Origin of the sequence: Cellulomonas sp. 73-92, assembly GCF_001898175.1 — a bacterium.
Taxonomy (GTDB): Bacteria; Actinomycetota; Actinomycetes; order Actinomycetales; family Cellulomonadaceae; genus Cellulomonas.
The window spans coordinates 184,886-204,901 of the sequence record NZ_MKTH01000008.1; the positions used below are offsets into that span (position 1 = coordinate 184,886).

General features: G+C 75.2%; 20 protein-coding genes. 11 read left to right on the top strand and 9 right to left on the bottom strand.

What is annotated here, in order from left to right; genetic code table 11:
* The first annotated feature begins 125 nt into the window (after window positions 1-125).
* The 4 genes from BGO37_RS04335 to BGO37_RS04350 are packed head-to-tail and all read left to right on the top strand — an operon-like array spanning window position 126 to window position 4,044.
* On the top strand, window positions 126-1,553 hold the full coding sequence (locus BGO37_RS04335) for an MFS transporter (RefSeq protein WP_291752615.1): 1,428 nt from the start codon (window positions 126-128) through the stop codon (window positions 1,551-1,553).
* Between the two features lie 9 nt (window positions 1,554-1,562).
* Entirely contained in the window at window positions 1,563-2,567 is a 1,005-nt protein-coding gene (locus BGO37_RS04340) for an alpha/beta hydrolase (RefSeq protein WP_291752617.1), read from the top strand.
* Complete coding sequence (locus BGO37_RS04345; protein WP_291752619.1) at window positions 2,564-3,319, top strand: glycerophosphodiester phosphodiesterase; 756 nt, start codon at window positions 2,564-2,566, stop codon at window positions 3,317-3,319. The genes BGO37_RS04340 and BGO37_RS04345 overlap by 4 nt, the downstream gene beginning before the upstream one ends.
* Window positions 3,316-4,044 (top strand): glycerophosphodiester phosphodiesterase family protein, encoded by a 729-nt coding sequence (locus BGO37_RS04350; protein ID WP_291752621.1) that lies wholly within the window; start codon window positions 3,316-3,318, stop codon window positions 4,042-4,044. The genes BGO37_RS04345 and BGO37_RS04350 overlap by 4 nt, the downstream gene beginning before the upstream one ends.
* A gap of 6 nt (window positions 4,045-4,050) precedes the next feature.
* On the opposite strand, the gene BGO37_RS04355 is transcribed toward BGO37_RS04350, so the two are convergent.
* Window positions 4,051-5,007 carry a helix-turn-helix domain-containing protein gene (locus BGO37_RS04355; protein ID WP_291752624.1) on the bottom strand — a complete coding sequence of 319 codons (957 nt, stop codon included), beginning with the start codon at window positions 5,005-5,007 and terminating at the stop codon, window positions 4,051-4,053.
* An 89-nt stretch (window positions 5,008-5,096) separates the two neighbouring features.
* Between BGO37_RS04355 and BGO37_RS04360 the strand changes: the two genes are divergently transcribed.
* A complete protein-coding gene (locus BGO37_RS04360; protein ID WP_291752626.1) occupies window positions 5,097-5,399 on the top strand; it encodes a hypothetical protein in 303 nt (100 codons plus the stop codon).
* Here BGO37_RS04360 and BGO37_RS04365 read toward each other — a convergent pair.
* Window positions 5,291-8,329 carry a UPF0182 family protein gene (locus tag BGO37_RS04365; RefSeq protein WP_291752628.1) on the bottom strand — a complete coding sequence of 1,013 codons (3,039 nt, stop codon included), beginning with the start codon at window positions 8,327-8,329 and terminating at the stop codon, window positions 5,291-5,293. The two genes, BGO37_RS04360 and BGO37_RS04365, sit on opposite strands and share 109 nt — an antisense overlap.
* Before the next feature lie 103 nt (window positions 8,330-8,432).
* On the opposite strand from BGO37_RS04365, the gene BGO37_RS04370 reads away from it, so the two are divergent.
* Window positions 8,433-8,987, top strand: coding sequence for a PPA1309 family protein (locus tag BGO37_RS04370; RefSeq protein WP_291752630.1), 555 nt, complete (start codon window positions 8,433-8,435; stop codon window positions 8,985-8,987).
* A 4-nt stretch (window positions 8,988-8,991) separates the two neighbouring features.
* Here BGO37_RS04370 and BGO37_RS04375 read toward each other — a convergent pair whose 3' ends face one another.
* The gene (locus BGO37_RS04375) at window positions 8,992-10,164 is read right to left on the bottom strand and encodes a S16 family serine protease (protein WP_291752632.1); all 1,173 of its coding nucleotides are present in this window, start codon (window positions 10,162-10,164) and stop codon (window positions 8,992-8,994) included.
* A 160-nt stretch (window positions 10,165-10,324) separates the two neighbouring features.
* On the opposite strand from BGO37_RS04375, the gene BGO37_RS04380 reads away from it, so the two are divergent.
* On the top strand, window positions 10,325-11,704 hold the full coding sequence (locus BGO37_RS04380) for a zinc-dependent metalloprotease (protein WP_291752634.1): 1,380 nt from the start codon (window positions 10,325-10,327) through the stop codon (window positions 11,702-11,704).
* A 14-nt stretch (window positions 11,705-11,718) separates the two neighbouring features.
* Here the strand turns inward: BGO37_RS04380 and BGO37_RS04385 are convergent, their stop codons facing one another.
* On the bottom strand, window positions 11,719-12,357 hold the full coding sequence (locus tag BGO37_RS04385) for a M48 family metallopeptidase (protein ID WP_291752636.1): 639 nt from the start codon (window positions 12,355-12,357) through the stop codon (window positions 11,719-11,721).
* 219 nt (window positions 12,358-12,576) lie between these two features.
* Between BGO37_RS04385 and BGO37_RS04390 the strand changes: the two genes are divergently transcribed.
* On the top strand, window positions 12,577-12,735 hold the full coding sequence (locus BGO37_RS04390; protein ID WP_291752638.1) for a DUF5679 domain-containing protein: 159 nt from the start codon (window positions 12,577-12,579) through the stop codon (window positions 12,733-12,735).
* Window positions 12,736-12,850: 115 nt separating this feature from the next.
* The gene (locus BGO37_RS04395) at window positions 12,851-13,792 is read left to right on the top strand and encodes a thiamine biosynthesis protein ThiF (RefSeq protein ID WP_291752640.1); all 942 of its coding nucleotides are present in this window, start codon (window positions 12,851-12,853) and stop codon (window positions 13,790-13,792) included.
* A gap of 51 nt (window positions 13,793-13,843) precedes the next feature.
* On the opposite strand, the gene BGO37_RS04400 is transcribed toward BGO37_RS04395, so the two are convergent.
* From BGO37_RS04400 to BGO37_RS04410, 3 genes are all read right to left on the bottom strand, one after another.
* On the bottom strand, window positions 13,844-14,140 hold the full coding sequence (locus BGO37_RS04400; RefSeq protein WP_367188085.1) for a WhiB family transcriptional regulator: 297 nt from the start codon (window positions 14,138-14,140) through the stop codon (window positions 13,844-13,846).
* A 159-nt stretch (window positions 14,141-14,299) separates the two neighbouring features.
* Window positions 14,300-14,518 carry a hypothetical protein gene (locus BGO37_RS04405; protein ID WP_291752644.1) on the bottom strand — a complete coding sequence of 73 codons (219 nt, stop codon included), beginning with the start codon at window positions 14,516-14,518 and terminating at the stop codon, window positions 14,300-14,302.
* Window positions 14,519-14,647: 129 nt separating this feature from the next.
* Window positions 14,648-16,615 (bottom strand): ATP-dependent helicase, encoded by a 1,968-nt coding sequence (locus BGO37_RS04410; RefSeq protein WP_291752646.1) that lies wholly within the window; start codon window positions 16,613-16,615, stop codon window positions 14,648-14,650.
* Window positions 16,616-16,743: 128 nt separating this feature from the next.
* Between BGO37_RS04410 and BGO37_RS04415 the strand changes: the two genes are divergently transcribed.
* On the top strand, window positions 16,744-16,989 hold the full coding sequence (locus BGO37_RS04415) for a mycoredoxin (protein WP_291752648.1): 246 nt from the start codon (window positions 16,744-16,746) through the stop codon (window positions 16,987-16,989).
* A gap of 34 nt (window positions 16,990-17,023) precedes the next feature.
* On the opposite strand, the gene BGO37_RS04420 is transcribed toward BGO37_RS04415, so the two are convergent.
* A complete protein-coding gene (locus BGO37_RS04420) occupies window positions 17,024-17,647 on the bottom strand; it encodes an alpha/beta family hydrolase (protein ID WP_291752649.1) in 624 nt (207 codons plus the stop codon).
* Between the two features lie 82 nt (window positions 17,648-17,729).
* Complete coding sequence (nudC, locus tag BGO37_RS04425; RefSeq protein WP_291752651.1) at window positions 17,730-18,956, bottom strand: NAD(+) diphosphatase; 1,227 nt, start codon at window positions 18,954-18,956, stop codon at window positions 17,730-17,732.
* 106 nt (window positions 18,957-19,062) lie between these two features.
* Between nudC and BGO37_RS04430 the strand changes: the two genes are divergently transcribed.
* Window positions 19,063-19,992: a phosphotransferase gene (locus tag BGO37_RS04430; RefSeq protein WP_291752652.1), complete on the top strand. Its 930-nt coding sequence runs from the start codon at window positions 19,063-19,065 to the stop codon at window positions 19,990-19,992.
* The last annotated feature ends 24 nt before the right edge of the window (window positions 19,993-20,016 follow it).

Here is a 20,016-nt window from a genome sequence, read left to right on the forward strand (position 1 = left end):
GTGCCGCAGTCGTTCGCCGAATGCGAGGGAAGTTGCTGCCGCGCTCGGCAGACGACTGCGGCGCTCGGCGAGGGGTGGGGCGCGCCACGCGGGCCACCGGCGGCGACGCGCCGTACGATCCGCGCGTGGCTGACGACCCCACCCGCGCCGCCGCGGACGACGCCCCGACCACCGCCGGCCCCGCGCCGTTCGGCAGGCAGCGCCTGCTGCGCAAGCCCGTGCTCGCCTGGGCGGCCTGGGACTGGGGGTCGGCGGCGTTCAACTCCGTGGTGACGACGTTCGTCTTCACCGTCTGGCTCACGTCGTCGACGTTCGTCGAGGCCGGTCAGGACGTCGACCACGCCAAGGGCGTGCACAGCGAGTGGCTCGGCACGGCGATGACGATCTCCGGCATCTGCGTCGCGCTGCTGGCGCCGGCGCTCGGGGCGCTCGCGGACGCGTCCGGGCGGCGCAAGCCGTGGCTGGGGTGGAACACCCTGGTCACGGTGCTGGCGATGGCCGGCATGGTCTTCGTCCGACCCACCCCCGGGCACCTGGGCGGCGCGGTGGTGCTCGGCGTCACGCTGCTGGCGGTCGGCACGGTGTTCTACGAGCTGGCATCCGTCGCCTACAACGCGCTGCTGCTGAAGATCACCACGCCCGGCAACCTCGGGCGCGTCAGCGGCCTGGGCTGGGGCTCCGGCTACGTCGGCGGCATCGTCCTGCTGCTCGTGCTGTTCGTCGGCTTCATCAACCCGGACGTCGGCTGGTTCGGCGTCTCGAGCAAGGACGGCTGGAACATCCGCGCCGCCATCGCCCTGGCGACCGTGTGGATGGCGGTCTTCGCGATCCCGGTGCTCGTTGCGGTCAAGGAGCACCCCGAGCGCGACCCGCAGGCGATCACCCCGCTCGGCGCGTACGCCAAGCTCGGCCGCGACGTCGCACGGCTGTGGCGCACCCGCCGCTCGATGCTCGGCTACCTCGTCGCCTCGGCCGTCTACCGCGACGGCCTGACCGGCGTGTTCACGTTCGGTGCCGTGCTCGCCGCCGGGACGTTCGGGTTCAGCTCGTCGCAGGTGATCGTCTTCGCCATCGCCGCCAACGTCGTCGCCGGCATCTTCACCATCGCCGCCGGGTGGCTCGACGACCGGTTCGGGCCGCGCCGCGTCATCGCCGTCTCGCTCGTCGTCCTCGTGCTGTCCGCGACCGCGATCTTCGTGCTCCACGCCAAGGGCCGGACGGTCTTCTGGGTGGCCGGGCTCGTGCTCTCGGCGTGCGTCGGACCGGCGCAGTCCGCCAGCCGCGGCCTCCTCGCGCGGATGGCCGACGAGGGCCGGGAGGCCGAGTCGTTCGGCCTGTACGCCACCACCGGGCGGGTCGCGACGTTCCTCGCGCCGGCGGCGTGGACCGTGGCGATCCGGTGGGGCGGCGACCACCAGTACTGGGGCATCCTCGGCATCGTCACGGTGCTCGTCGTCGGCCTCGTGCTGTTCCTCCTCGTGCGCTTCCCCGCCGGGCGGCGCGTCGACGGGCGGCACGACGTGACCGCGGCGGCGCAGCCCGAACTGGTGTAGGCCTGTCCCGTGCGCACCGAGCCCGACGCCGGTCTGACCTGGGCCGACGACGACCACCTGCCCGGGTTCGTCGTCGCACGCGCACCGGCCTCGCCCGTCGTCGCCGGGACGCGGGCGGCCTCGGTCGCGGCCGGCCGCTCGGACCCCGAGTACGCCCTCGTGCGCCGCAAGGAGGTTCCCCGCCGCCCGCGCGGCGTCGTGGTGCACCTCCACGGCTACAACGACTACTTCTTCCAGGCCCACCTCGCCGCCGCGGTGGAGGAGGCCGGCTGGGCCTTCCTCGCGCTGGACGCCCGGCGGGCCGGGCGCGCCTGGCGGCTCGGCGAGGTGCCGCACTACCAGGACGACCTGCGCGAGCAGGGCACGGACCTCACCGCGGCCGTCACGGCCGCGCGGCTGCTGCACCCCGGCGTGCCCGTCGTCGTGCACGCGCACTCCACCGGGGGGCTCGTCGCCGCCCTGTGGGCGCACGCCCATCGCGAGCGCGGCGGCATCGAGGGCCTCCTCCTCGACAGCCCGTTCCTCGGCGCCGGCTCGGTGTTCGCGCCCGTCGTGGGCGACGAGGTGCTGCGCGCCCTGGCGCGGCTGCGCCCGCTGACACCCCTGTCGAGCCGGCCGTCCGTGTACGCGACGCACCTGCTGGCGGCCAACGGCGGCCGGTGGGACTTCGACACGCGGCTCAAGCGGCCCGAGGGCGTCCCGGCGCGGGCCGGCTGGCTGTCGGCCGTGCGGCAGGGGCAGGCGCGTGTCGCCCGCGGCCTGGAGATCTCGTGCCCGGTGCTCGTCGCGCACTCCGACACCTCGGGGCCGGACCGCAACGAGAACCCCGACCTGGACCGGCAGGACATCGTGCTGGACGTGCGCACGCTCGCGCGCCTCGCGCCCGGCCTCGGCGCCGACGTCGACGTCCGCGTCATCGCCGGCGGCGTCCACGACCTGGCGCTGTCGGCCCCGGAGCCGCGCGCCGCCTACCTCGCGACCGTGACCGGGTTCCTCACCCGGATCGCGCCGTGACCGGCTACCTCGACCCACCCTTCGCGGCGCTGGCGCACCGCGGGTTCTCGCGCGACGGGCTGGAGAACTCCCTGGCGGCGTTCGCCGCCGCGGTCGACCTGGGGTACCGGTACGTCGAGACGGACGCGCACGCCACGTCGGACGGCGTCGCCGTCGCGCTGCACGACGCCACGCTCGACCGCACCACCGACGGCCACGGCCGGGTGCGCGACCTCCCCTGGCGCGAGGTCCGCGCGGCACGCATCGGCGGTGTCGAGCCCGTGCCGCTGCTGGAGGACGTGCTCGGCTCGTTCCCCGACGTGCGCGTCAACATCGACGTCAAGGAGCCGGCGGGGATCTTCCCGGTGGCCGAGGTGATCGAGCGGACCCGCTCGCACGACCGCGTGCTCGTCGCCTCGTTCTCCGCCGCGCGCCGCCGGGCCACGCAGCGCCGGCTGAGCAGGCCGGTGGCGACATCGGCCGGCACGACCGAGATCGCCCGGTTCGCCCTCGACACGCGCCTCGGCCGCCCGGTGCGCTGGCTGGCCGAGCGGGTGGACTGCCTCCAGGTGCCGGCCACAGCCGGTCGACTGACCCTCGTCGACGAACGCACCGTCGACGCCGCGCACGCCGCCGGCCTCAAGGTCCACGTGTGGACCGTCAACGAGCCGGCCGAGATGGTCCGCCTCATCGACGTGGGCGTCGACGGGCTCATCTCCGACCGTGCGGACCTGCTGCGCACCGTCCTTCAGGAGCGGGGGATGTGGACATGAGGGTCGTCGGGCACCGCGGCAACTCGGCGGTGGCGCCGCAGAACACGCTGGCGGCCTTCGAGGCCGCGTGGCGCGCGGGCGCCGACTGCGTCGAGATGGACGTCCAGCTCACCGCCGACGGGCGCGTGGTGGTGATCCACGACGACACCGTCGACGCGACGACCGACGGCGCCGGGGCGGTGGCCGGTCTGACGCTCGAGGCCATCCGGGCGCTGGACGCCGGGTCGTGGTTCTCCCCCGCGTTCGCCGGCCAGCGCGTGCCCACGTTCGAAGAGGTCGTGGCGTTCCTGCGGCGGCGCGACATCGACCTCCTGCTCGAGCTGAAGGACGTCTGGTCGCCCGACGACGTCGCGCTGTGCACCGAGCCGCTGCTGGCCGCCGGGCTCGCCCCGCGCGTCGTCGTGCAGAGCTTCGAGGCCGTCACCGTCGGCGCGCTGCGCGACGCGGCCCCCGAGCTGCGCCGCGGCCTGCTGCTGGAGGCCGTCCCGCCCGACCTCGACGACCTGGCCGACGAGCTCGGCCTCGCCGCGGTCAACCCGGACGGTGCCCTGCTGGCCACCGACCCGACCTTCGTCGCGCGCCGGCACGCCGCCGGCCAGGAGGTCGCCGTCTGGACGCTCGACGAGCCCTGGGAGTGGCAGACCGCCGAGCGCCTCGGCGTCGACGCGGTGATCACGGACTGCCCCGACCGGCTGCGCGGCTGGCTCGTCGGGCGCGAGCCCTAGCCGGGTTCAGGCGGCGCGGGCCCGGAACGCCGACCGGTAGTCGCTCGGCGGCAGGCCGACCGCCCGGCCGAAGTGGTGCCGCAGCAGCGCCGCCGTGCCGAAGCCGCACTCCTGGGCGACGTCGTCGACCGGCAGGTCCGTCTCCTCCAGCAGCCGCCTCGCGTGCAGCACCCGCTGCGCCGTCAGCCAGCGCATCGGCGTGGTGCCGGTCTCGTCGACGAACCGGCGGGCGAAGGTCCGGGGCGACAGCAGCGCCCGCGCCGCGAGCGAGTCGACGGTCAGCGGCTGCGCCAGGTGCTCGGTGGCCCACGCCAGCACGTGTCGCAGCGAGTCGTCCGTGCAGGCCGGCACGGGGTGCTCGATGAACTGCCGCTGCCCGCCGTCGCGCTGCGGCGGGACCACCATGCGCCGGGCCACGGCGTTGGCGACACCGCTGCCCAGCTCCCGGCGCACCAGGTGCAGGCAGGCGTCGATCCCGGCGGCCGTGCCGGCGCTCGTGATGACGTCGCCGTCGTCGACGAAGAGCACGTCCGCGTCCACGGTGACCCGCGGGAAGCGGCGGGCGAGCTCGGCCGCGTGGCGCCAGTGCGTGGTGACGGTGCGCCCGTCGAGGATGCCGGCGGCCGCCAGGACGAACGCGCCGGAGCAGACCGAGAGCAGCGTGGCCCCGCGCTCGTGGGCGGCGCGCAGCGCCGCGAGCACCTCGGGCGGGTACTCGTCGCGGATGGTCGTCGCGGGCACTGCCACCAGGTCGGCGCCCTCGAGCGCCTCCAGCCCGTCCTGGACCACGAGGTCGAGGCCGATCCCGGTGCGGATCCGCGCGCCGGGCCGCGCCGCCGCCACGCGGAAGTCGAACGCCGGGACGCCATCCTCGGTGCGGTCGATCCCGAAGACCTCGCACACGACGCCGAACTCGAACATCGCCAGCCCGTCGACGACGAGCGCGGTCACGCTGCGCAGCATGCAGCACGGTAACGCCGTTGGCAGGATCTTGTCGACCATCGACATTGCTGCCACTCGTCAGCGCGGTCCCCGGAGCGCAGCGTGAGGGCATGGACACGCTCGCCCGCCTCGTCGTCGCCGCCCTTGTCGTGCTCCCGCTCGTCTGGCTCGTCATGCGCGACCCCGACCGGGCGCGGCCGACGGCCCGGCGCGCGGCCGGGGCGCGCGGCGCCGGCCCGGACGACGCGGACGAGCGCCGCCTGGCGGCCGACCTCGCCGCGCTCGCCGACCGCGGCCGGACGGCTCAGCCGCCCGGTGTCGCGGTCGGCGTCGGGGTGGGCGCGCCCAGCCGGTTCTCGGCCGACAGCGCGTCCTGCACCGCCTGGTCGAGCCGGTTCTGGGCGGCGCCGTAGGCGGCGAAGTCGCCGTTCTTGAGCGCCTGGTCGCTGTCCTTCATCGCCTGGCTGGCGCGCTGCAGCGCGTCCGCGAGCTCGGCCCGCGGGTCGCCCGACGTGGTGGTCGGCGTCGGGGTCGGGCCCGTCGTCGGACCGGCGCTGGGCGTCGAGCCGGTCCCCCCGGTGCCGCCGGTGGCGGGCTGCGTCTCGCCCTGCGTCCCGGCATCGCCGGCGGTGGCACCCGAGCTGCCGCCGAACACCTGGTTCAGCGCGTCGTCGAGCGTCCCGGCGAAGCCCACCTTGTCCCCGAACGAGACCAGCACGCGCTGCAGGAGCGGGTAGGTCGAGCCCGACGACGCCTGCAGGTACACCGGCTGCACGTAGAGCAGGCCGCCGCCGACCGGCAGGGTGAGCAGGTTGCCGCGGAGCACCGTGGAGCCGTGCTGGTCGAGGATCGCCAGCTCGTCCTGCGCCGTGGTGTCCGACTTGAAGTTGGCCACGGCCTGGTTCGGCCCTGGCACGGTCGAGTCCCGCGGCAGCGTCAGCAGCCGCAGCTTGCCGTAGTCGGCCGCCGGTTGGCCGGCCATGTCACCGGCCTCCGAGTCCACCGCCAGGTAGCCCGTCAGCACGTTGCGCGCGTTGGAGCCGATCGGGATGTACGTCGACATCAGCGAGAACTGCGCCTGGGGCTGGTCGGGCATCCGCAGCGTCAGGTAGTACGGCGGCTGCTTGACCGTGTCGTTGTTCTGCACCGGGTCGCTCGGGGTGTCCCAGAAGTCGTTGCCGGTGAAGAACTGCGCCGCGTCGGTGACGTGGTACTTGCCGAGCAGCGTGCGCTGCACCTTGAAGAGGTCCTCGGGGTAGCGCATGTGGCTCATGAGGGCACCGCTGATGTCCGACATCGGCTTGATCGACGCCGGGAAGACACCCTCCCACGCCTTGAGCACCGGGTCGCTCGGGTCCCAGGCGTAGAGGTCGACGTGGCCGTCGTAGGCGTCGACGGTCGCCTTGACCGAGTTGCGGATGTAGTTGACCGTCTTGGACCCCAGCGGCTGGATCGTCGTCGACGTCGCGGTGAGGGAGTCGGTCGTCGCGTCCACGAGCGACTCGCTGGCCGAGTACGGGTACTGGTCGCTCGTCGTGTAGCCGTCGATGATCCACTTCACCCGGCCGTCGATGACCGCCGGGTACACCCGACCGTCGAGCTCGAGGTACGGCGCCACCTTCTGCACGCGGTCGCGCGGGTCGCGGTCGTAGAGGATCTGCGAGTCCGCGCTGACCGAGCTGGAGAAGAGGATCTGCTCGTCGCCGAACTTCAGCGTGTACATCAGCTTGTTCCACGCGCTGCCGATGCTCGGCCCCGCGGAGACCTGCTGGGTGGGGAACCGGGTCGTCTGCGCGCCGCTGCCGTTGGGTGCCGCGTCGTCGGGGTAGTCGAACTCCTCGCCCGCCGACCCGGCGGGGCCGCCGACGATCGAGTAGCTCGGCGACTCGTGGCCGAAGTAGATGCGCGGCTCGTAGGCGCCGAGCCCGCCGGTCGACGGGATGCCGCTCTCCCAGAACGCCGGCGCGCCGTTGGCGCCCCGCGTGTTGCCGTAGGCCGCCACGACCCCGTAGCCGTGGGTGTAGATGAGGTGCTGGTTCACCCAGTTCTTCTGCGAGTCGGCGAGGTTGTCCACGTTGATCTCGCGCGCCGCGATGACCGTGTCACGGCTCTGCCCGGCCACCGTGTAGCGGTCCACCGACAGCGTGTCGGGGAAGTCGTAGAAGCCGCGGATCTGCTGGAGCTGGCGGAAGGAGGGCGCGACGATCTGAGGGTCGAGCAGCCGGATGGAGGCGGTGGTGGTGGCGTCCTGGCGCAGCTGGCCCGCGGTCGCGGTGGTGACGGCGGGGTACGCCGTGACGTCGATGTTCGTCAGGCCGTAGGCCTGGCGGGTGGCGTCGATGTTTCGCTGGATGTACGACGCCTCCTTGGCCTGCTGGTTGGGCTGCACCTGGAAGCGCTGCACGATCGCCGGGTAGATGCCGCCGACCACGACGGCCGACAGGATCATGAGCCCGACGCCGATGGCCGGCAGCCGCCAGTTGGCGACGAACGCGTTGACGACGAACGCCACGGCGACGACGAGCGCCGCGACCGCGAGGATCGCCTTCGACGGGATGACCGCGTGCACGTCCGTGAACGACGCGCCGGAGAACTCGACGCGGTCGTTGGCCGCGGTGCTCTTCATCAGCGTCGAGTACCGGTCCATCCAGTAGCTCGCCGCGATGAGGAGCATGAGCACCGCGCCCAGCACCGACAGGTGCCGGCGCGCCTGCACCGTGGTGCGGTTGCCCTTGGCGGACCCGCCGATGCGCAGCCCGCCGTACAGGTAGTGCGTCGCGACGGCGCCGACGATCGACAGCACCGTCGCGGTCATGAGGAACGAGACCACGAAGCGCAGCAGCGGCAGCGTGAACATGTAGAAGCCCAGGTCCACGTGGAACTGGGGGTCGGTCTGGCCGACGTGCTGGCGGTGCAGGAACAGCTGCACGGTCTGCCAGCGCTGGGCCGCGGCGCCCCCGCCGAACAGCCCGAGGACCAGGGGCCCGACGACCATGACGAGCCGCCGCAGCGGCTCGATCGCCTCGCGGTACTGGTCGAGGTTGGCCTGCTCGGTCGAGCTCGGCGCGTACACCGGCCGCGAGCGGTACGCGTACTGCAGGCTCGCCGCGACGGCGCCGGCCATGATGAGGAAGCCGAGGACGAAGAGCACGACGCGCGTGCCCCACTGCGTCCACAGCACGCGGCTGAAGCCGAGCTGGTCGAACCACAGCACCTGGGTCCACAGCTGGGACAGCACCAGCAGCCCGACGACGAGCACCACGATCGTGACGATCGTCGGGATGAGGGGACCGCGGCGGCGCCGCGCCAGGGGGCGCGGCCGGGAGCTTTCGGCGGAAGTCACTGTTCCTCGTCGTCGTCGGTTGGGCAGAACGCCTGCTGGGCCGGTCGTCGGGACAACGCCGGGCCCGCGCCCCAGGTTCCCACAGGGATGGGAGCATGACGGCATGCAACCCGGTCCCGACTCGCCCGAGGCGACCGCCGCCCTCGCCTTCGCCGTCCAGGAGGTCGAGCGGCACGTCGCCGCGGCCGGCTGGGACGGGCCCGTCCGCGTGTTCGCGCTCGTGCGGACGTCGGTCGCGCTGGCGGCCGAGCCGTCGCTCGCCGACCAGATGACGCCCGACGTCCTGGAGGCCGCCCGGACCACGCCGTGGCACCTGACGTCCGTGGAGCAGGAGGGGCTGCCCCAGGCGGAGGACCTCGAGGAGCTGCTCGCCGGCCTCGGCTGGCCGGACACCGTCGACGGCGTCGTGGTGACCGTCGAGCGGATCGTGCTGCCGACGGCCGCGGAGGACGCCATGCCCGCGGACCCCGACGAGGCGCTGAGCTACCTCATGGGCCACCCGGACCGCTCGGACGTGCGGCTGGCGGTCGGGGTGCTGCGCGGCGGCGGCTCGTGGTGCGCCGCGCGCACGCGCGCGTTCGACGCCGACGACCAGGTCGCCCAGGGCCCGACGATGGTGCCCGGGCTCGTCGACGCGGTCCGCGCGACCCTCCAGTAGCGACTCAGCCGCAGGTCGGCAGGCTGCTGCCGGTCCCCTTGCCGATCGCCGTCACCGCGGCGACGGCGTCGTGCAGCGTCGCGACCGCGACGACGCGCAGCCCGGCCGGCACGTGCCCGGTGACGTCGCCGCAGTTCGCCTTCGGGGCGAGGAACCACGTCGCCCCGTCGCGCAGGGCGCCGGCCATCTTCTGCCGGATGCCGCCGATCGGGCCGACCGCGCCCGTGACGTCGATCGTCCCGGTGCCGGCGATGCGCTGGCCGTTGGTCTCGTCGGCCGGTGTCAGCCGGTCGACGATCCCGAGCGCGAACATCATCCCGGCGCTCGGGCCGCCGATGCCGTCGATCTGGATCTTCACGTCGATCGGGAAGGTGAACGTCGGGTCGATGAAGACGCCGATGAGGGCGCCGCTGCCGTCGGACCGCGTCCCGGTGACGACCGGCACGTCCATCCCGGTCCCACCGCGCGTGATCCCGAGGGTGATCGTCGCCCCGGGCTTGACCTTCCCGAGGGTGGTGACGAGCGCCTGGTAGTCGCCGAGCTTCGTGCCGTCGATCGCCGTCAGGACGTCGCCCGCCTTGAGCTTGCCCGCGGCGTCGGTGCCGCCCGTGGTCCCCGCGACGGTGAGCGTCGCCGGCACGGTGTAGCCGAGCTCGGTCAGGGCGGCGACCGTCGCGTTCTCCTGCGACGACGTCATCTCCTGGTTGTTGAGGTCGTTGAGCTGCTGCTGGGTCTGCCCCGGCGGGACGAGCTCCTCCGTGGGCACCACCAGGTCGCTGCGGGACAGCCAGGCGCGCACGACGTTCGCCACCGACGAGGGGAAGCCCGGCGTGCCGGTGGCCGAGACGGTGGTCAGCCGCAGCTGGCCGGTCGTCGGGTACGTCGTCGCGCCCTTGATCGTGATGAGCGGCGTGCCGTTCTGCTCGCCGAGGACGTCCGCGGTCGGGCCGGGCATCTGCACCGCGTACGGCGCGGGGAGCACGACGAGCCCCGCGAGCAGCAGCGACGTGGCGAGCATGCCGCCCGCGAGCAGCGCGGACCGTGGGCCGGGCCGGGGCGGGAGGATCGCCTCGGGCTGCTCGGGCGCCGCGGGCTGGGCCGCGGACGAGCCGGGTTGCTCGGGGGCCGGGCCGGGCTGCTCGGAAGGCGCTGCCGGGGAGGGTGGGCTGGCGTGCACCCGCCGATCATCGCGCAGCTCGCTGGGAGCGCGTTGTGACGCCCGCGGCGATGCCCGCCCGCTGCGCCGTGAGCGAACCCGCCCACCGGGCCGGCGCCGGCGGGCATCCGGGGGCCAGGTCGGTCGTTACCGTGGTCGGACCGACCTCGAGGAGTTCGCCATGAGCGCCGAATCGCCCTTCGACCCCGCATCCGCCGGCTGGGAGCAGCTGCTGCGCTCGATGCTGGGCCCCGCGGCCGACGAGGTGATCCAGCAGCTGAAGGAGGGCGGGTTCGACCCGTCGCAGCTGCCGGCGATCCCGGGCATGCCGACCGACCCCGAGTCCCTGCGCCAGATGGCGGCGCAGGTGCAGCGCCTGGTCGCCGCCGGCGGCGAGGGCGGCGTCAACTGGGAGATGGCCCAGGAGCTGGCGCGCCAGCAGGCGAGCGCCGGCGGGGACCCCTCGGTGGGCGCGATCGACCGTCGCACGGTCGCCGACGCGTTCTCCGTCGCCGAGCTGTGGCTCGACGCCGTCACCGACGTCGCGCCCTCCGGCGCGGCCGGGCGGGCGTGGAGCCGCGCGGAGTGGGTCGAGGCGACGCTGCCGACCTGGCGCACGCTCACCGAGCCGATCGCGACGTCGCTCGCGGCGGCCCTCGCCGGCGCGCTCGGGACGACCGTCCGCGAGGAGATGGGCGGCGAGGGGTTCGGGCTCGACGTCACCGACATGGTCCACCGGCTGGGCCAGACGGTGTTCGGGCTCCAGGTCGGCCAGGCCGTCGGCACGCTCGCCCGCGAGGTGTTCGGCGCGACCGACGTCGGGCTGTCGCTGCTCGCCACCCCGGTGCCCGTGCTGCTGCCGGGCAACGTCGCCGCGTTCGGCGAGGGCCTCGAGGTGCCCGACGAGGAGCTCCGGCTCTTCCTCGCGCTGCGCGAGGCCGCGGCGACACGGCTGATGACCCACGTGCCGTGGCTGCGCGCGCACCTGCTCGGGGCCGTGGAGGCGTACGCCCGCGGCATCACCATCGACACCGAGCAGCTCGAGGAGGCCGTCCGCTCCGTCGACCCGACCGATCCCGCCGCCCTGCAGGCGGCGTTGTCCGGCGGCGTGTTCGGCCCGCAGACGACGCCCGGCCAGCAGGCCGCGCTCGACCGCCTGGAGACGTCGCTGGCCCTCGTCGAGGGCTGGGTCGACGAGGTCAGCGCGGCCGCCGCCCTCGCCCACCTGCCGCACGCCGTGGCGCTGCGGGAGATGCTGCGGCGGCGGCGGGCCGCCGGCGGCCCGGCGGAGCAGACCCTCGCGACGCTCGTCGGGCTGCAGCTGCGGCCCCGCCGGCTGCGCGACGCCGCGGCGCTGTGGGCTGCCATCGCCGCCGAGCGCGGCCAGTCCGGCCGGGACGCCGTGTGGCAGCACCCGGACCTCATGCCGACGGCGGCGGACCTCGACGACCCCGCCGGCTACGCCGCCCGGCAGCGTGAGGCCGACGCCGAGTCGGCGGCGCTGGACGCCGCGATCGCGGAGATCCTCGGCCACGACGAGCCCGGCGCGCCTTCCGCGTAGCCCCCGGCGTCCGGTCAGGCGCGGCGGCCGCCGAGGGACGGACGTCGAGCCGTCCCCATGTCGAACAGGACGCCGTCCGTGGCCTCGTCGGGCACCGGCATGGCGTCCTCGTCGACATCCCACGCGCCGTCGTCGTCCGGCCCGGCCTCGCCGTGCCCCCGGGCGTAGGCGTACCCGTCGAGGAAGCCGCGGGCGCGCGCGGTGTGCGGGTAGCGGTCCACGAGCGCCCAGAACGACCCGTCATGGCCGGGGCGCAGCAGGTGCGCCAGCTCGTGCATCAGCACGTAGTCGAGCACCCAGCGCGGCATGCCCTGCAGCCGGTCGGAGATGCGGATGGTGCGGTCCACCGTGGTGCACGAGCCCCAGCGCTTGCCCTGCCGGCTCGACCACGACACCGACGCCGGCACCGCGCGCCCCTCCAGGTACTCCCGCGAGAGCTCCGTCGCGCGCCGCAGCAGGGCCGCGTCGGAGGGCCGGCGCCGCTCGTCCTGCACTGCGAGGCGGCCGAGCATCCGGTCGACCCACTCGCGCTCCTGCGCCCGCGTGAACCGGGCCGGGATCGACACGACCGTGACGCCGCCCTCGCGCCACGCGGTCACGGTGCGGGTGCGGCGGCGGGAGCGGCGGACCTCGACGGCGTCCGGTGTCGGCACAGACCGCACCGTAACCCCGCGCGGCGACACCGCCCGCCTCCCTCCACAGCCGGCACGCCCTCCGCCGAATGGTCGAACCCTCCGGCTCCCACCCTGGTCCGGGCCTGCGCGGGGTGCCCGGTCTGTACTGTGTGCCCCTGGGCCCGCCGCACACGGCGCCGGCCCGTTCCGCATCGGGCGCCTCGCGCGCGCCGACGCACCACTTCGAGGAGGGACCTGATGGCCGAGACCTACGCGGGTGAGTTCTACTGCGTGAAGTGCAAGGAGAAGCGGGAGGCGACGGGCGAGGTTGTCGTCTCGGAGTCCGGGCGCAAGATGGCCAAGGCCGTCTGCCCGGTCTGCGGCACCAAGCTCAACCGGATCCTCGGCAAGGCCTGAACCGGTCCGTCCGCGAGGGGCTCCGCCATGGTGGCGGGGCCCCTCGCGTGTCTGTGGACGACGAAGCGTGCGCGGCCGGCGGCGCTGGCACTCTGCACCGGTGCGAGGGACCGGCGTGAGGCTGCGGACGGGGCTGCCCGTGCTGCGCCGCGGCGCCGACGAGGTGCAGGTCGGCACGGACCCGCGCTGGGCCGTGCGCCTGACGAACCTGGCTCCCGACGAGGTCGAGGCCCTGGTCACGCGGCGTGCCGGGCTCGACGGGCCGCGGCTGGGCGGCCTGGTCGACGAGCTCGCGCTCGCCGGCCTCGCGGTGCCGGACGACATCCCCGACGGCCCGCCGGATTCCCTCGTGCTCGGGCTGCTGCGGCCGGAGGACGACCCGGTGGCGCGCACGCGCCGGCGCGGCGCCTCGTGCGTCGGCGTCGTCGGCCTCGGGCCCACCGGCCTCGGCATCGCGGCAGGGCTCGCGGCCGCGGGCGTCGGCACCGTCCTCCTGGACGACGAACGACCCGTGCGCACGGCCGACGTGGGCGCGACCGGCTACCGGTGGAGCGACGTCGGGCAGCCCCGCGAGCGGGCCGCCACCCGGCTGCTGCGGGACGTGGCCCCCACCGTCGACGTCGACGGCCCCGCGACGCCCGACGTCCTCGTCGTCGTCGAGGGCGCCGCGGCCGACCCGGCCCGCCCCGAGCGGCTCCTGTCGCTCGACGTCACGCACCTGTCGGTCGTGGTGCGCGAGGGGGACACCGTCGTCGGGCCGCTCGTCGTGCCCGGTGCGGGCGCGTGCCTGCGCTGCCTGGACCTGCATCGCGCCGACCTCGACCCCGCATGGCCGCTGGTCCTGTCCCAGCTCGTCGGCACGGACGCCGTGGAACCCGGTCCGGTCGCATCGGTCGCGGCCGGGCTGGCCGTGGCGAGCCTGCTGGCCACGGTCGACGGCCGGCCGATCGCCCCGGGGCTGACGTGGGAGGTCGCGCTGCCGGACGCGGTCCCACGGGAACGGGTGTGGCAGCCCCACCCGCGCTGCGGCTGCACCCGGCTGCCCGACGAGCCGTGAGACGCGCGAGGGCCCCGCACCGGTCGTGGTGCGGGGCCCTCGTCGTCCGGCTCAGGCGGCCGGGTACACCGTGTCCTTGCGTGGGCGGCCACGGCCACGCTTCGTCGCGACCACCTGACCGCCGACGAACACCTCGCCACCCCAGACGCCCCACGGCTCCTCGCGCTCGATCGCGCCGGCCAGGCAGCCCTCCAGCAGCGGGCAGGTGCGGCAGAGCGCCTTGGCCTGCTCGACCTGGGCGGTGTGCTCGGCGAACCACAGCTCGGGGTCGTGCGTCCGGCACGGGATGAGGTCGGCGACCAGTCGGTCGAAGTCGTCGGCGCCCGTGGTGGAGACGCCCTGGTACACGGTGTCGAGCAGCGTCGTGAGCTGCACGATTCCTCCTGGAGTCCTTGCTGGTGAGCTGGTCTGGGTCCGCGGCCCCAGCTCACCGGGTTCTCCCGGAGAAACAGGAAGGCCGCGGACCCGGTGCGGGATCCACGGCCTGAGACGATGTTCGTCGTCAGATCACGAGGTCCCGCGAGGGATCGGGTCGAGGTCGTCGAGGGCGACGCCGGTGCCGGCCGACGTGAGGAAGCCCACGACGGGCGCAGTACGCCCCTGGAGCTGGGCACGGCGGCGGTTGGCGGACACAGCACGCCCCTGGAACGGGGTGCCGGTGCCCGCGAGGAGGCACGCAGAAGCGCCCGTGCGGGTCATGAGGATCGTCGTCACGTCGGTCTGCACCCCCTCTCGTTCGTGGACCCGTGCCTCTTCGGCACAGCCCGGTGCTCAAACCTCGTCCACCGTAGGGGGACTTCCCCGCCGCGGCAACGGATTATCGGCACGAGTTCGTGGCAGTTTCGCCGGCGCCGGTCAGCGGCGTGCGACGAGCCCCAGCAGCGCCTGCCCGTAGGCGTCGAGCTTCACGGGGCCGATCCCGCGGACCCGGGCCAGCTCCGCGATCGTCGCCGGGCGCAGCGTCGCGACGTCCTCCAGGGCGCGGTCGGCGAGCACCGTGTAGGCGGGACGGTCGAGCCGGCGGGCCTCGTCGGTGCGCCACTCGCGCAGGCGGGCCAGCAGCGCCGGGTCGGCGGCGGCCGGCGGCTCGGCGCCGCCCGCGCGTGCCGTGCCGCCCGACGGCCACAGCCCGTCGAGGAACCGCGACGCCTTGCGGGTGCCGCGCGACCCCGGTGTGCGCGCCCGGGCGAACGACATCTCCAGCCGCTCGCGCGCCCGCGTCACGCCGACGTACAGCAGCCGGCGCTCCTCCTCGAGCGCGGCGGGGGTCTCGGCCAGGGAGATCGGCAGCAGCCCCTCCGAGAGGCCGGCGAGGAACACGACGTCCCACTCCAACCCCTTGGCGGCGTGCAGCGAGGCCAGCGTCACGCCCTCGACGACCGGGGCGTGCTGCGCCGACGCGCGCTCGTCGAGCTCCGCCACGAGCTCGGCCAGGCCGGTCGCGCCCGCCGCCGCCAGGTCGTCGGCCAGCGTGGCCAGCGCCTGCATCGCGTCCCACCGCTCGCGCGCGGCGCCGCGGGGCGCCGGGGGCTGCTCCGACCAGCCGACGGTGCGCAGCACGTCGCGGGCGTTCTCCGGCATGCTCACGGACGGGTCGGCGGAGCGGACCGCGCCGCGCAGCAGGACGATCGCGTCGCGGACGTCGCGCCGCGCGAAGAATCGCTCCCCGCCGCGCACCTGGTAGCCGACGCCCGCCGTGGCGAGCGCCTCCTCGAAGGCCTCCCCCTGGACGTTGGTGCGGTAGAGCACCGCGATCTGGCTCGGCCGCGTCCCGTCGGCGACCAGCCGCGCGATGCGCGCCGCGATCCCCGCGGCCTCGGCCTCGTCGTCGTCGTACGCGGTCCAGCGCACGGGCGGGCCGTCCGGGCGCTGCGCGACGAGCTGGAGCGGGCTCGGCTCACCCCGCTTGCGGCCCGAGACCAGCAGCCGGTTGGCGAGGGTGACCACCTGCGGTGTCGAGCGGTAGTCGCGCACCAGCCGGATCTGCGCGGCGCCGGGGTGCGTGCGGCCGAACCCCAGCAGGTGCTCGGGGCTCGCGCCGGTGAACGAGTAGATGGTCTGGCTCGGGTCGCCGACGACGCACAGCTCGTGCCGGCCGCCGAGCCACTGGTCGAGCAGGTACTGCTGGAGCGGGCTGACGTCCTGGTACTCGTCGACGACGAAGTGGCGGTACTGCCCGCGCACCACGTCGGCCACGTCGCGGCGCTGCGCGATCATCGCCGCGGTCAGCAGCAGCACGTCCTCGAAGTCGATGACGCCGCGCTCGTTCTTCACGTCCTCGTAGGACGTCATGAGCCGGGCGACCTCCTGCGCGGCGAACCCGCCGGGCGTCGGCCGGGCCGCCGCGCCGACCGCCGCCACGTAGTCGTCGGCGGGCACGAGGCTGACCTTCGCCCACTCCACCTCGCTGGCGAGGTCGCGGACCGCGATGCGGTCGACGTCGAGCCCCACCCGCCGGGCGGCCTCGGCGACGAGCGGGGCCTTCTTCTCCAGCAGCCGCGGCGGGGCGCCGCCGACGACCTTGGGCCAGAAGAAGCCGAGCTGGCGCAGCGCCGCGGCGTGGAACGTGCGGGCCTGCACGCCCCCGACGCCCAGGCCGCGCAGCCGGACGCGCATCTCCCCCGCCGCCCGCGCCGTGAACGTCACCGCCAGCACGCTCGCCGGCTTGTAGACGCCCGTGCGCACGCCGTACGCGATGCGGTGGGTGATCGCCCTCGTCTTGCCCGTCCCGGCGCCGGCGAGCACGCAGACCGGCCCGGTCAGGGCAGTGGCGACGGCGCGCTGCTCGGGGTCGAGCGCGTCCAGGAGGGCATCGGCGGACATCGCCCGCCATCCTTCCAGCCGCCGCCGACAGCCGGGACCCGCCCGCCGGGCCGGTGGACGGCCAGGAATGCCGGCGCGGCGGCGTACGTTGTCGGCCGACGACCGAGCCTTCGACCGACCGAGGAACGATGAGCGACGCGACGCTGACCATGTACACCACCACGTGGTGCGGCTACTGCCGCCGCCTGAAGTCGCAGCTCGACGCCGCCGGCATCGCGTACGACGAGGTCGACGTCGAGCAGGTGCCGGACGCCGCGGCGTTCGTCGAGTCCGTCAACGACGGCAACCGGACCGTGCCCACGCTGGTGTTCCCCGACGGCTCGTCGGCCACCAACCCGTCGCTGGCCGAGGTGCAGGCGCGCCTTGCCGGCTGATCTCGGTCGCGGCGCGTGGCCCGCGCTCGGCCGGCTAACGCGCGCCCGGCACGCGGCCGGCGAGGAACGCGAGGAACGCGTGGACCGCGGCGCCCACGGCGTCCGGGTCCTTCGTGAGCGAGTGCGTGTCGCCCGGGATGACGACGACCTCGCGTCGCGGGCCAGGCGGCGGCATCCCGAAGGCGTCGCGATCGCCCTGCACCACCAGCACCGGGACGGTTGGCGTGTCCAGCTCGGCGAGCCGGCTGCGGTCCGGCCTGCCCGGCGGGTGCAGCGGGAACGCGAGCGCGACCACGGCCACCGCCCCCGTCGAGGCGGCCGTGCGGCACGCCACCCGCGCGCCGCTGGAGCGGCCGCCGTGGACGGCCGGCAACGGGCCCACCTGGTCCAGCACCGCGGACGTCACGGTGAGCCACGCCTCGTCAAGCCGCGGGGCGGCGGGTGGCACACGTCGCCCGGCCACGCGGTACGGCTGGGTGACGCGCACGGCGACGTAGCCGGCCGCGAGCGCGCCGTCGCAGGCGGCACGGATGTCGACGTGGTCGACCCCGCCGCCGGCACCGTGACCCACGAAGAACACCCCGACCGCGTCGCCGCCGGGCCGGTCGACGTCGGCCCAGGCCGGCCCCTCAGGCGTCTCGATCTCGACGCGCGTCACGCGCTCGAGCCTAGGGGCCGCCGGCCCGCTTTCGTCGGCCGCCGGAACGGCACCGGCCCCGCCACGCGCCCCGGACCGTCCGTCACCAGCGCGTCGGCAGCGGCGCCCCGAACCAGTCCGTGATCAGGGCGTAGGCCACCGACGTGCGCATCGGCAGCAGCACCTCGCCGGTGGCCGTCGCCGCCGCGAGCTCGTCGCGCGTGAACCAGCGGGCCAGCGTCACCTCGGCGCCGTCCGCGTGCACCTCGGTGGTGGCGGCGTGCCCGCGGAACGCCAGCATGAGCGAGGCCGGGAAGGGCCACGGCTGGCTGCCGCGGTAGACGACGCGGTCGACGACGACCGCCGTCTCCTCCGCCACCTCGCGCGCCACCGCGTGCTCGGCCGACTCCCCCGCCTCCACGAAGCCCGCCAGGGTGGAGAACCGGCCGGGCGGCCACGCCGCGTTGTGGCCGAGCAGGATCCGGTCGTCGTCGTCCACCACCGCGACGATGATCGCCGGGTCCGTCCGCGGGTAGTGCTCCGAGCCGTCGACCGTGCACACCCGGATCCAGCCGGCCTGCGCCGGCACCGTCGGCGCACCGCAACGCGGGCAGCGGGGGTGGCGGGTGTGCCACTCGTCGAGAGCGACCGCCATGGTGGCCAGGCCCGCATCGCGGGCCGGGAGGTCGGCACCCGCCTCCCGCAGGGCGGCCCACCGCAGCCCCGGCGCGGGCACGGGCACCGCGCGCTGGTGGCCGGCCCGCTCGCCCGCATCCCGGTCGCTCCCGCGCCCCGTGAGGTCCCCATCACCCTCACGAGCTCCGACGGGCCGGCGGTTCGCACCGTCGCCGTCGGGTTCGGCGAGGCCCCGGGCACCCACGCCCGCCCCGACGAGGTCCGCCGTCACCGGCTCGGGCACGGGTCCGTGCACGAGCACGTCGGACGACTGACCGATCCGCGGCGCGCCGCGGCCACGAGTCACGCGCCGGGCCAGGATCAGCGGCGCCGACGCGTCGTCCCCGTCGCGCCCGAGCAGCAGCCAGGACTCGTCGCCGGGCGTCGGGGGCCCGGGCTCGTCGTTCCCGTCGCCCTGGGGGCCGTCCCCGCTCGGGACGGGCCGCCCGTCGTCCCCGGCGACCCGGGCCGCGGTCGCGGGGTCGAGGAGCGCGGCGGCGCCGGACTCCCCCACGACGACCTGGCCGCCGCCGACGACGAGCACGAGCGTGGCAGGGTCCAGGCGCGCGCGGGCGAGCACGTCGGGGTCGGCGCGCAAGTCGGCGGCGCGGTCGAGGAGGGCTCGGGCGAGGGGCATGGCCGCGGGGAAGTCCACGGCGCCACGCTACGCGGCGGCCGTACCGCGGCTCGGGCGGGCGCGGATGCCGGACACGCCGGGCGGGGGCCCCCGCCCTCGTCGGCCGCCGACCTACCCTGGCGACGTGCCTCGCTCCCCGCTCGCGCTCGCCGCCCTCGCGACCGTCGCCGTCCCCGGCCTCGACGCGTACGACGTCCGGCGGCCGCTGGAGGGCGGGTCGGAGTACGACGTCGCGCTCGTGACCGACGCCGAGCAGCGGCACTGGGTGGTCCGAGCGCCCGCCGACGCCGCCGCGGGAGCGGCCCTGGAGGCGGAGGTCGTGCTGCTCGGCGCGCTCGCCGCACAGGTCGACGCCGGCACGCTCCCGTTCGAGGTGCCGCGACCCGCCGGCTTCGCCCACCTCGACGAGGGCGGCCGCGCCGTGGTGCACCGGTTGGTGCCGGGGCGGCCGCTGCGGCTCGAGGAGCTCACCGCCGGGCCGGGTCTGTCCGCCGGGCTGGGGCGGGCGCTGGGCGCGCTTCACCAGCTGCCGACGTCGATCGTCGAGAACGCCGGCCGGCCGGTCTACGACGCCCCGACGTACCGGCAGCGGCGCCAGGCCGAGGTCGACGAGGCAGCCAAGACCGGCAAGGTGCCGAACGGGCTGCTGCGCCGCTGGGAGAAGAAGCTCGAGGACGTACGGCTGTGGCGGTTCCAGCCGACGGTCGTGCACGGCGACCTGACGGCATCGCACGTGCTCGTCCACGACGGCGACGTCAGCGGCATCCTCGACTGGGGCGACGCCATGGTCGCCGACCCGGCCGACGACCTCGCCTGGCTGCTCGTCGCCGCGCCGCCGGACGCCGTCGAGTCGATCCTCGAGGCCTATCTGCTGCGACGCACCGAGCTCACGGACCCGTTCCTCACCGACCGCGCGCTGCTGGCCGGCGAGCTGGCGCTCGCCCGCTGGCTCCTCTACGGCGTCCGCTCGGGGCAGCAGGACGTGGTCGACGACGCGTTCGCCATGCTCCTCGACCTCGACGAGCAGACGACCGAGCTCGAGTCCGTCAGCTGACGACCGCGCCGCGGTCCGCAGCCT